This is a genomic window from Streptomyces acidicola, from assembly GCF_009377235.1.
In the GTDB taxonomy this organism is placed as follows: Bacteria; Actinomycetota; Actinomycetes; order Streptomycetales; family Streptomycetaceae; genus Streptomyces; species Streptomyces acidicola.
Window position 1 is genome coordinate 1 of the sequence record NZ_VMNX01000279.1, and the last position, 11,523, is coordinate 11,523.

Annotated in this window: 9 protein-coding genes and 1 tRNA gene; 2 read left to right on the forward strand and 8 right to left on the reverse strand. The window is 69.6% G+C overall.

What is annotated here, in order from left to right:
- Positions 1 to 263, reverse strand: a 263-nt coding sequence (locus FPZ41_RS40335) for a DUF4365 domain-containing protein (RefSeq protein ID WP_152869048.1), incomplete at its 3' end; no start/stop codon positions are given.
- 169 nt (positions 264 to 432) lie between these two features.
- Between FPZ41_RS40335 and FPZ41_RS40340 the strand changes: the two genes are divergently transcribed.
- Entirely contained in the window at positions 433 to 1,158 is a 726-nt protein-coding gene (locus tag FPZ41_RS40340; RefSeq protein WP_152869050.1) for a 3'-5' exonuclease, read from the forward strand.
- Between the two features lie 137 nt (positions 1,159 to 1,295).
- Here FPZ41_RS40340 and FPZ41_RS40345 read toward each other — a convergent pair.
- Together FPZ41_RS40345 and FPZ41_RS40350 are read right to left on the reverse strand one after the other, a co-directional pair.
- Positions 1,296 to 1,367: transfer RNA gene (locus FPZ41_RS40345), tRNA-Val, on the reverse strand.
- 39 nt (positions 1,368 to 1,406) lie between these two features.
- On the reverse strand, positions 1,407 to 1,865 hold the full coding sequence (locus FPZ41_RS40350; RefSeq protein ID WP_152869052.1) for an SRPBCC family protein: 459 nt from the start codon (positions 1,863 to 1,865) through the stop codon (positions 1,407 to 1,409).
- Positions 1,866 to 1,967: 102 nt separating this feature from the next.
- Between FPZ41_RS40350 and FPZ41_RS40355 the strand changes: the two genes are divergently transcribed.
- Positions 1,968 to 4,436, forward strand: a complete 2,469-nt coding sequence (locus FPZ41_RS40355) for an SCO7613 C-terminal domain-containing membrane protein (RefSeq protein WP_152869054.1) — start codon at positions 1,968 to 1,970, stop codon at positions 4,434 to 4,436.
- Positions 4,437 to 4,628: 192 nt separating this feature from the next.
- Here FPZ41_RS40355 and FPZ41_RS40360 read toward each other — a convergent pair whose 3' ends face one another.
- From FPZ41_RS40360 to FPZ41_RS40380, 5 genes are all read right to left on the reverse strand, one after another.
- A complete protein-coding gene (locus FPZ41_RS40360; protein WP_152869056.1) occupies positions 4,629 to 7,379 on the reverse strand; it encodes an exo-rhamnogalacturonan lyase family protein in 2,751 nt (916 codons plus the stop codon).
- A 125-nt stretch (positions 7,380 to 7,504) separates the two neighbouring features.
- Positions 7,505 to 8,140, reverse strand: coding sequence for a hypothetical protein (locus tag FPZ41_RS40365; protein WP_152869058.1), 636 nt, complete (start codon positions 8,138 to 8,140; stop codon positions 7,505 to 7,507).
- A 12-nt stretch (positions 8,141 to 8,152) separates the two neighbouring features.
- Entirely contained in the window at positions 8,153 to 9,046 is an 894-nt protein-coding gene (locus tag FPZ41_RS40370) for a carbohydrate ABC transporter permease (RefSeq protein ID WP_152869060.1), read from the reverse strand.
- Positions 9,043 to 10,050: a carbohydrate ABC transporter permease gene (locus FPZ41_RS40375; RefSeq protein ID WP_152869062.1), complete on the reverse strand. Its 1,008-nt coding sequence runs from the start codon at positions 10,048 to 10,050 to the stop codon at positions 9,043 to 9,045. Before FPZ41_RS40375 ends, FPZ41_RS40370 begins: the two co-directional genes overlap by 4 nt.
- A complete protein-coding gene (locus FPZ41_RS40380; RefSeq protein ID WP_152869064.1) occupies positions 10,050 to 11,339 on the reverse strand; it encodes an ABC transporter substrate-binding protein in 1,290 nt (429 codons plus the stop codon). The genes FPZ41_RS40375 and FPZ41_RS40380 overlap by 1 nt, the downstream gene beginning before the upstream one ends.
- Positions 11,340 to 11,523 lie beyond the last annotated feature (184 nt).

The window sequence follows — 11,523 nt, forward strand, 5'->3', positions numbered from 1 at the left end:
GGCGGGATCTGGTAGGTGCACTTGAGCTGCACCTTGATGGTGACTTCGTCATCGACGGTGTGCCCGGGGGCGCTGTGGCTGACGTGCCAGTCGATGCCGTTGTCCGGAAAGGGCTGGGAGAGCGAACAGCCCGCGGCCGCCGCCACGGCGTGCAGATAGCCCACCTGAAGTGTCTCCATGCACGCGGTGGTGGCGAGTGTGCCTCGATGGGGGGCGGTCCGCTGCGGCCGCAGCCCGCCTTGTTCCGGCTGCGCGATCGCCATGGCGACAGCCTTCCAGAGCAATGTGAATGTCTGACACAGGCCGCTGAACTGCAAAGACCCGTACTTCTGTTGTCTCCTTCCGGCGTATGGCGCAAACAGCCCGGGTATCACCGGATCGGGCAGGAGACGGTGCGTCAACTGCCGAAGGTGAACGAGGAGTTGTGTGCGTATGGCGTACTGGTACGAGGGACCCCTGGCCGCGTTCGACACGGAGACCACGGGCGTGGACGTCGAGACCGACCGGATCGTGTCGGCGGCCGTCGTCGTCCAGGACGCGCCCGGCACCCGGCCGAGGGTGACGCGATGGCTGGTGAACCCGGGTGTGCCGGTGCCCGCCGCGGCGACGGCGGTGCACGGACTGACGGAGGATCACCTGCAGCGCAACGGCCGCTGGCCGTCACCGGTGATGGAGGAGATAGCCAAGGAGCTGGCGGAGCAGGCCGTGCGGGGCCGGCCGCTCGTCGTGATGAACGCTCCCTTCGATCTGACGATCCTGGACCGGGAGTTGCGCCGCCACCGCGCGTCCTGCCTCTCCCACTGGTTCGAGTCGTCGCCCCTGCACGTGCTGGACCCGCGCGTCCTCGACAAGCATCTGGACCGCTACCGCAAGGGCCGCCGCACCCTCACCGACCTGTGCGGGCACTACGGCGTCACCCTGGAGGGCGCGCACGACGCCGGCGCGGACGCGCTGGCCGCGATGGATGTCGTACGGGCGGTGGGGCGCCGTTTCGCGTCCCGGCTCGAACGACTCTCCCCCGCCGAGCTGCACACCCTGCAGGCGGTGTGGCACGCGGCACAGGCACGCGGCCTGCAGGCGTGGTTCGCGCGCAGCGGTACGGAGGAGGAGGTGGATCCGGCGTGGCCACTGCGGCCGGATCTGCCAGCGGCGGCCTGAGCTTCTCAGCGAAGGGCGACCACGAGCCGAGGGGGTGCGGGTGGCGAAGCCCCCGCCGCGCGCGGCGAAGCCGCGCAGAATACGACGATGGCGACTCGGCCTGCGCTGTATGCAGGCACGAGCCGCCATCGACATTGTGGGCGATACTGGGTTCGAACCAGTGACCTCTTCGGTGTGAACGAAGCGCTCTCCCACTGAGCTAATCGCCCGGGAACGGACTGAACAATACAGGCCCCCGAGCGTTTGGTTCAAACCGCTTCACGCCCCTCCCCCAGGTAGGCCAGGAGCCCCCGCCTCCCCGCACGCATCATCAGCGCGTGGTTGGCGCGGAAGACGAGCCGACCGGGCACGGCGAGCCGCCTCATCAGGGGCTTGGTCACATGGACCTCCTGGTCATAGCGGGCGAGGGTGCCGGTCCCGGCGAGCGTGAGGGTCCACCGCGCCCAGCCGTCGAGGTCACCGGTCATCTCGATCTCCAGCACTCCGGCAGCCGGGTCCCGCCGTGACTCCCGGACGGTGAACCTCAGGTCGTACGGCAGGACGGACCGGATCCGCAGCAGAGCGGACGTGTCGTCGAGGCGGGTCACCTCGCGCACCTGGGGCCACCACCGGGGGTAGTCCTCGGCCCGCTCCAGCACCTCGTACACGATGGCGGGCGGCACGGGCAGGGCCCACAGGGTGCGGAAGCGGTAGTGGCTCCAGTCCATGGTCAGAGTGTGCCCACGGGGCGGGGCACCGTGCGGTATCTGAGTACCTTCTGAGTACGTGCACTCATGCCGAGCGATGTGACGCGCCCCACACTCCTCGACATGACGAACTTTCCGCCCCCGGCCGAGGAGCTGCGGTTCCTCGACGCCGAGCTGCGCCAACTCGACGCCCGCCGCGCCGTGTTGCTGGCGCGCCGGGCCTGGCTGATCAACACGCTGTACGCGGCACCGCCCGCGCCGCCCGTACGGAGGACCGAGGCGACGGCGCCCAGCGTCCAGAATGTGCTGCTGGTCCTCGGCGGCATCCTCCTGACGGTCGCCGCGATCGCGTTCACGCTGGTCAGCTGGGGGCACATGGGGATCGCCGGGCGCGCACTGGTGCTCGGCGCGGTCACGCTGGCGGCCCTGGGCGTGCCCGTGCCGCTGCTCCGGCGCGGGCTGCGCTCGACCGCGGAGGCGGTGGCGGGCCTCGGGCTGGCGCTGACGGTGCTGGACGCGTACGCGCTGCACGAGGTCGCGTTCACCGAGGTGCAGGGCACCGGCTACGCGGCCGCGGCGTCGGCGGTGCTGGCCGGGGTGTGGGCGGCGTACGGCGTGGGGATCGGCGTGCCGGCGCCCACGGAACCTTCGGGGAGGGTCGAGGGCGAGGAGCCCCACGGGGTGCATACCGGTCCCGTCCCGCTCCGGCTGCCCCTCCCGCTCGCGCTGCTCGCCACCCAACTCCCCCTGCTGCTCTGGGCATTCGCGGTGGACGCGGGTCCGGTCTCGGTCACGGCGGCCGTGCTGACGACCGCCGCGGCCGACACGGCTGTCGCACTCCTGGTGTCCCTGAAGCCGGTGCGGATCACCGCCGCGGTCGCCGCGGTCGGCATGGGGGCCTGGGGTGTTCTGGCGGCCGGATGGCTCTCCTGGAGTGCATCCGACTTGAGTTCCGCCGCCCGTGCGGCGGGGCTCCTCGCCCTCGCCGCGGCGATCGCGCTGACCGCCGCCCGGCGCACCCCGGAGCCGAAGCCCGCCCTCGGTGCGGCTCTGACCGGCGGCCTGCTCCTGGTCGCCGCGGTGGGCGGGGTGCTGAGGGTGTCGCTGCCCGGTGAGTGGACGGTTCCGGGCTGTCTGATGTGCGGGGTCGTGCTGCTCGCCGCCGTACGGATGCGCCTTCCCGACCCCGTACGGCGCGGGCTGGTCGCGGCGTCCGCCTGCGTGCAGGCGCTCGCGGTGTCCTGGACCCTGCCCCTCGTCGCACTCGCGGTCGTAGGGCCGCTCGGCTGGGTGGAGCGGATCTGGTCCGCAGCGCCGGCGGATGCCCGGGCGGCTGCGGTCACGACGGACCTGCCGTGGCCCGCGCACTCGGCCACCGGACCGCTCGTGCTCGCCGTCGTGGCCGGAGTGCTGGTTCTCGCCGGCCGGGGCACTGCGTGGCGAGGGCAATCGTTGACGGTTGCCCTCGTGCTGGGGGTGGCGGCGGTGTTCGTGGTCCCGGCGGTACTGGAACTCCCCTACGTCGTGGGGATGGTGGTGCAGGGACTCGTCGTCGTGGCCGTGCTGGCGTTCGCGGGGGCAGCGCCCCGGCCGGCGGAACCCGGGGAGCCGGACGAGGGCGCAACGCCCATGCGGTCCCCGCTGCCCGCCACCGCCGTGATCCTGGCCCTGGTCGCCTCCCTCAGCCTCGCCTGCGTCGGCCTTGCCTCCCGGACGGCGACGCTCGTCGTGCTCGCGGTGCTGGTGGTCGTGTTCGCGACGGCGGCTGCCTGGCGCCGGGAGTCAGGGGTGTGCTGCGCGCCCGCCGCACTGACGTATGCCGCGGCCCTCACCTGCGCGATCGGCTCGGCAGCGGCCTGGCAGCCGCAGCACACCGCGCTGCTCGTCCTCTCCGTGCCGGTCATCGCGGCCGTCGTCGCGGCCCGTCTGGAGGGCTCCCCCATGACCGTGCCCGTCGAGGTGACCGGCGCCGCCGCGGGCCTCCTGGCCATCGGGCTCGCATTCACCGACCCGCCGGTACTGGCCCTGGTGCTCGGCCTCGCTGGAGTCATCGCCTCGGGCACGGCGCTGCGCCCGGACCGGCGGCACATCGGCTACGTGGCCGCCGCCCTGTTCCTCCTGGCCGCCTGGGTCCGTCTGGCGTCCTGGGGCGTGGGCACCCCGGAGGCGTACACGCTGCCCGTGACCGTCCCCGCGCTGGTGCTCGGAGTCGTGCGCCGGCGACGCGACCCGCAGGTCTCGTCCTGGACGGCGTACGCCCCCGGGCTGGCCGTCACCCTCATACCGAGCCTGCTCGCGGCGTGGGGCGACCAGGACTGGCCGCGCCCGCTGCTGCTGGGCGCGGCGGCGCTCGCCGTCACCCTCCTCGGCGCACGGCACCACCTCCAGGCACCGCTCGTCCTCGGCGGCACCGTGCTCACCCTGGTCGCCCTGCACGAGCTCGCCCCGTACATCGCCCAGGTCGTCGGCGCGCTGCCCCGTTGGGTACCTCCCGCACTCGCCGGTCTGACGCTGCTCGCACTGGGTGCCACGTACGAGCAGCGGCTGCGAGACGCACGACGAGTGCGGGAGGCGCTGGGGCGCTTCCACTAGGGGGCTTCTGATGGATCTCCGTGGAAGAAGGAGCGGCGTTCGGTGCGTGCTCTCGGCGTGCGGTGTGGAGGGTCATGTGGCGGAGCCACCTGTCCCTCCACACCGTGCGGCGAGCGGGCGTGCCGAACGCCGCGACGCCGCGGAGATCCATCAGAAGCCCCCTAGGGACACCGCGTCCCCCGCGGAGCATGGTTACGGCATCTTGTCGCCCACCAGTGCGAGGTTCTGGATCGCCGCCAGCCCGTACAGTGCGGTGGCGTTGGTCGACACCCACGCCGCCTCACTGCCGGGCACCAACGCCGTCGGGCCCTCGATCTTCTTCGTGGACCAGTCCGTGGACTCCTTGTAGTCCCAGGTGTCGGCGCTGTTGTAGAACTGGCGCCACGCACGGGCCGCCAGCTTCTCGTCGCCGGCCTGGACGGCGGCGTACGCGTCCTGACGTGAGTGGCCCTGGAACAGCAGCAGGGAGCCGAAGTCGGAGCCGTAGCGGGCCTTCTGCTCGGCCTTCGTGGCGTTGAAGTAGCGGCAGTAGTCGATCCACGCCTCCTTGAACTCCGGCATGTCGATCTGGTCGATGAGCTCGGCACACATCTCGACCAGGCCGAACATGGAGGAGAGGTGGGAGACGCTGACCTTGGCCTCCTTGTCGATGGCGAACTTCCCGGTGTCCAGGTCGTACAGCGCGCTGCCCTGGACGAAGCCGTTGGGCTGGGCGGCGATGGTCTCCATGGTGGACAGGACGCGTGCCTTGGCCTTCTCCCACTTGGGTCCGCGGCGTTCCCACTCGGTGAGCCAGGCGGAGACCAGGCCGCTCCAGTCGGTGCCGAAGCCGATGGAGAGGGCGTTGCGGTCGGGGGTGTAGGGCTCGGTGCGGATCTTGCGGATGGGGTCGAGGACGAGGAACGTCTCGTCGGAGTCGACGTTGGCGTGCATGAGGTCGCCGACGCGTTCGTCGGCGGTGAGGAAGTAGTAGTAGCGGCGGTAGGTGGTGTTGGCGATGCGCTGCTGCTTGGCGCTGTCCGCGTAGTGCTGGACTCCGTGACGGGTGCCGAGCCCGGCCCATTTACCGAGGTGGTAGACATCGACCTCGCCGGTGTGCCGGGTCATGGCCTCGGCGAAGCGGAAGATGTCGGCGCGGCCGGAGCGCATGTACGCGAACCAGAGCCACAGGTCGGGCGAGAGCTCGGAGTTGTCCCAGGCGTAGCCGCCGACGTCGTAACACCACTGGTGGCGGCTGGGGTCGTAGCTGTGCATGATGTCGCCGTAGTCCCAGAAGCCGTACCAACGGCGCTGCTCCACCTGGTCCTTGTAGTAGGTGAAGAGGAAGTCGAGATGGTTCTCGATCTTCGCCTTGGCGGCGGTGGAGCGGTCCGGCTCGGAGAAGAGCCTGCCGAAGACGCCCGCCTTGACGAGCTGCTGGGGCGGGGCGGCGAGCTGCGGGGGTGTGCGCACGGCCGCCACCTGCTGGGCCAGCGCCTCGGCGCTGGGCGTGGACTCGTGGGCCCAGAAGAGGAGTTCGCTGGTGCGGGCGATGCCGTAGGGGGTGCCGAACTCGGGTTCGTAGTCCTCGTAGGTGATGTTGAGGCCTTCGAGCTGTTCCGGGTACGTGTCCTGGCCCATGCCGTCGTGGTAGAAGCGCAGGTCCATGGGCTGCGCCTCGGGTGACCAGAGCCAGAGGGTGACCTCGGCCGTGTCGGTGTGGGCGCCCCGGATGTCGAGCTGGGCGGGGAACTTCTCCCAGAAGTCCCTGAGGCCGAAGGCGAACCCGCCGCTCGCGCCGCCCACGTATCCGAAGCCGCTCGCCCGCCGGCCGCCGCCCGCGCCGATCCAGCCGTGGCCCTTCTTGGTGCGCTTGCGGACCGTGAAGCCGTCGGCGGAGAGCTGGGAGAGCGTGAAGTCGCCCCACTCGGGGATGTACTGGAGCCGGGTGGTGACCCGCTGGTCCCAGGTGGACGGGTCGGGCAGTTTCCTGCCCTCGAACTGGGCCGTGCGCACGGCCTCCCCGGGGTCGCGGCGCAGGCCCGTGATGCCCTTGACGGCCTCGCGCAGCAGACCGGTGCCCTCGCCGCCGATGCGGATGTGCCGGTCGTACGCGGCGTCACGCATCGGCACCTTGAACCGTACGCCGATGCCGCGGATGAAGTCGCCGCCGGCCTTGCCGGGCTCCTGGTCGCCGTCGTACGTGATGGTGTGCACCATGCGGAACGACTCGGCGCCCGCGTAGAAGTAGAGCCGGACCGAGAAGGGCAGCCAACTGCGGTCGCCCTTGCGGTGCTTGCCGTCGATGCGGACGACCGCGCGGACCGGACCGTCCTGCTCGACCTCGGCCTCGCCGATGACGCTCTCGAACCGCTCGTACTTCTCGGTGCCCTGGTCGCCGTCCTCGATCTCGGGCTGGCGCAGGAGGATCAGGCGGCCGGTGCCGGCGATCTCCGTCGCACCGCGCAGGACCGACTTCACGAGCGTGGAGCCGCTCGTGCCGATCTTCGCGGTGATGATGCCGGTCGACACGTCGATGGTGCCGCCGCTCCGTTTGACGGTGACCTTCTTCTCGGGGGCGGCGGGGGTGCCCGCGGTGAGGGTGAGTTTCCCGGAGCCGGCGCCCGCGCCGACCGCGTGGGCGGTCCACTTCAAGGAGCCGTCGGGCCAGTAACCGATGGGCCAGGACTGGACGGGGATCTCCTTGCCGTCCACGTTCGTCAAGGAGAACGACTGTTCCTTCTCGTAGGTGCCCTTGGGCCAGGGCACACCCACGGTCGACCCGGGCGCGGTGCCCAGTCCGCCGCCCTCCAGCCAGTCCAGGGTCACGGGGTCCGCGTCCGCGGCCGCTGCCTCGGATCTGGTGGCGGCCTGTGCGTTCGTGCCGAGTGCCCAGCTGAACTGGGCGGCGGCTCCGGCGACCGCGGCCGCCTTGAGAAGGGACCTGCGAGGGATGGGAGACATCAGAGTTCAGCCTTTCCTTTCCGTGCGGGAACTTCCGTCGGGCAGGGGCATGACAGGTGGGCCGACGGCGTGGACGCCGTCCCCCGTGCGGGGGCGCCGCTCGGCGCGCCCGCTGAGATCCGGCTTCAGCGGCGCCGGTACCGCTCCTCCACGGCGACGGCCGCTGCCGCGACGGCCCCGAGTACCGGGACCGCCAGCGGCGCGACGAACCAGGCGGAGCCGGCCACCACGGCCAGTCCACCGACGAGCAGGAAGGATCCGGCAGGGTCGAGCACGGTCCGCCGCCCCGCGTCCGCGAGCAGCGTCCGCCAGGAGGCGGCGGGCTGCCACACCGCCGCCGCACGCAGCCCGGCGACGGTGAGGCCGATCAGCGCGAACACACCGACGGCGCCCACGAGTGGCCCTCCCGGGAGCCCTGCCCGTACGGCCTGGACGTCCACCCAGACCGCGGCCACGGTGGCCCAGCCCAGGAGTCCGGCGGCCCACCCACCACGCACGGCCGACCGGAAGTCCGCCACGAACTCCCGCCAGCCACCGCCCTCATGCGCGATGCGCCGCCGCAGATGCCGCGCCCCGGCGGCGAACGCGGCGGGGTAGGTGACGAGCGGCAGCGAGGCCACCGCGATCCACACGCCGGTCAGCAGACACTCGGCGAACAGCGCGAACCGCTCGGCGAGCAGGGACTCACCCCGTGCCGTGGATTTCTTGGCCCTGGCCTTCGCCTTGGCCTCGGTGGAGGTCTTCGTGGATGCCGGGACCATGGTCAGCTCACCTCAGCCCTTCAGGCCCGACGTGGCCATACCGTCGATCAGATAGCGCTGGAAGGCGAGGAAGAAGGCGAGGACCGGCAGGAGGGCGACGAGGGACATGGCGATCATGCCGCCGTAGTTCGCCAGTCCCTCCTGGTCCACGAACATCTTCAGACCGAGGGAGACCGTGTACTTGTCGGGCTCGTTGAGGTAGATCAGCGGACCCATGAAGTCGTTCCACGCGTTGATGAAGGTGAAGATCGCGCTGGTGATCAGGGCCGGACGGCACAGCGGGAGCACGATCGACCAGTAGATGCGCAGATGTCCGCAGCCGTCGAGACGGGCCGCCTCGTCGAGCTCCTTGGGCAGGTTGCGCATGAACTGCATCATCAGGAAGACGAAGAACGCCTCCGTGGCCAGGTACTTCGGCAGCAGGAGCGGGGTGTACGTGTTGATCATTTCCATGTTGCGGAACAACACGTACTGCGGGATCAGCAGCACGTGGTACGGCAACAGCAGCGTGCCGATCATCAGCGTGAACAGCAGGTTGCGGCCCGCGAACCTGATCCTCGCGAAGGCGTACGCCGTCAGCGAGCACGACACCAGGATCCCGATCACGGAACCGAGGGCGAGGGTCAGTGAGTTGAGGAAGAACGTGGAGATCGAGATGTCCGCGATGCCCTCGGTGAGCCGCGTGTAGTTCGAGGTGATCGGATCGCCCGGGAAGAGGTCCAGGCTGCCGATGATGTCCTCGCTCCTCTTGAACGAGCCGCCGATGACCCAGATCACCGGATAGAGGATCACCGCGAGGATCGCGAGGGAGCCGATGTGCCAGGCGACGGAACCGGGCAGCCGGCGCCGGAGGCCGCCCGCCCTCGTGGAGGTGGCCGGCGTGATGTCGGTGGCCTGTGCGTTCATCGCGCACCCTCCTCGTAGTGCACCCAGCGCTTCTGTGACCAGAACAGCACAGCCGTGACCAGGGCGACCGCGACGAGCAGCATCCAGGCCATGGCGGAGGCCAGGCCCATGCGGCTGTTCTCGAAGCCCTGGACGTAGAGGTAGCAGGTATAGACCATCGTGCCGTCCGCGGGACCACAGGCATTGCCTCCGGCACCGCCGCCGACGATGTACGCCGAACTGAAGATCTGGAAGGAGTGAATGGTCTCCAGCAGGACGTTGAAGAACAGCACCGGGGAGATCAACGGCAGCGTGATGTTCCAGAACCGCCGCAGCTTGCCCGCCCCGTCGACCTCGGCCGCCTCGTACAGCTCGCGCGGGACCTGCTTGAGGCCGGCCAGGAAGATGACCATGGGGGCGCCGAACTGCCAGACGGTGAGCGCCACCAGACTGTAGATGATCATGTCCGGGTCGCCGGTCCAGCCTCCGACGTTCAGCCCGAAGAGCTTCTGCGTACGGTCGACGATCGCGTCGTCCGAGAAGATGGCCTTCCACACGATCGCGATGGAGACGCTCGCCCCGATCAGCGACGGCGCGTAGAAGGCGGCCCGGTAGAAGGCCTGCCCGCGCCGCGACTGCGCCAGGAGCAGCGCCACCCCGAGGGCCGCGAGCAGCTTCAGCGGCGTACCGACGACGACGTACCACAACGTCACCCGCACCGAGTGCTGCCAGCGCGGGTCGCCGAACATCTCGGAGAAGTTGTCGAGACCGATCCACCTGGGCGCGTCGAACAGGTTGTAGTCGGTGAAGGCGAAGTAGAGCGAGGCGACCATCGGGCCCGCGGTCAGCAGCAGGAAGCCGGCGATCCACGGGGACATGAAGAGGTAGCCGGCCAGGTTCTCCCGGCGGCCCCGCCGCTTGAGGGCGGCGGGGCGCGAGGACTTGACCGGACCGTGCCGCGGCTCGGAGCCCTTGTCCTTGGACAGACCCTCCATCGCAGGGGCGTGTGTCACGGTGGTTCCCATCAGCTGCCGAGAGCCGTTTTCGACTCGGTGAAGAACTGCTTGACGGCGTCGCCCACCGAGCGCTTGCCCAGGGCGAGTTCCTCGGCGATCCGCAGGAACGCGGCCTCACAGATGTCCGCGCCGTTCGGGTGTGGGGTGATGGGCTCCAGGACGCCCGACGCGACGAGGGACTCCTCGTAGGCGGCTATCGCCTTGTTGACCTCGTCGGTCGGCTTGAACGCGTCGTACTGGGCCTGGGTCGCGGGCACGCCGCGGTCATAGCCCATGATCTTGGCCACCTCGGGGTCGTGCACCATGAAGTCGATGAACTGGGCGACTTCCTTGGGGTGCTGGGTGCGTTTGGAACCGCTCAGCATGAGGGAGCCGAGGTACTGGCCGGTCTTCTTGCCGTCCGTGGTCGGGATGGGGGCCAGGCCGTACTCGCTCTTGCCCTCGGCGGTGTAGCGGACGGTGAAGTTGTCCCAGGTGAACTCACCGCCGGCGATCTCCGCGGCGACCGCCGACTTGGGCTTGATCTGGGCGACCTTCTTGGCGTCGGTGTAGATGCCCTCCTCGACGCCCTTCTTCGCTTTCGTCCACCAGTCCGTCAGATCCGCCTCGGTGAAGCCGAGCCCGTCCTCGGTGAAGAACGCCTTGCCGTTCTGGCGCAGGTAGAGATCGTAGAGGTACATGACGCCGTACATGCCGCTATCGCCGGCGCGGCCCGTCTTGTCGCGGATCTTCTTCATCGCCGCGTCGAAGTCGTCCCAGGTCCAGCCCTGTTCCGGTGTGACCCCCGCCTTGGTGTAGACGGGCTTGTCGATCACCAGGGCCATCGAGTTGGAACCGACCGGAACCCCGAGGAGCTTGCCGTCGATCTCGCCGAACTTGTCCAGTCCGGCGCGGAAGCCGTCCATGGAGAGATTGCCCGCCTTGACCTGCTCGCTCAGATCGAGCAGCACATTCTTCGCGTCGTATTTGCGCAGGAACGCGACGGCATTCTGGAAGACGTCCGGCGGATTTCCGCCGGAGGCCTGGGTGTTGAACTTCTTCCAGAAGTCCGGGTAGGGCTGGAAGTCCGTTTTCACCTTGATCTTCGGGTACTTCTTCTCGAAGAGCTTGATGGTCTTGTTGATTCTCTGGGCGCGGTCCTCGGCTCCCCACCACGCGTAACGGATCGTGACCGTCCCGTCCCCCGCTCCGCTGTCGCCGCCGCAGGCCGTGGCTGTCGCCCCGAGCCCCGCGACGGCCAGTGAGGCTCCAGCCGCCTTGAGGATGGTCCGCCTCTCAAGTTTCTGGTCGTGCTGCATGGTTGAGCCTCCCCGCGACGTTGCGGCCGCCTCATGAATCGTTTCAAGTAAGCGCTTGCTGGCACAAGCTACGGAGGCCCTCCCAGCGCGTCAATAATCCGGACAGGAATTGATGGAAAGCGGAGGGTGCTCGGTGAGGTGACTCGGATGGGGTGCGGTGGGGGCGGGTCCGGGAGTGTGCAGG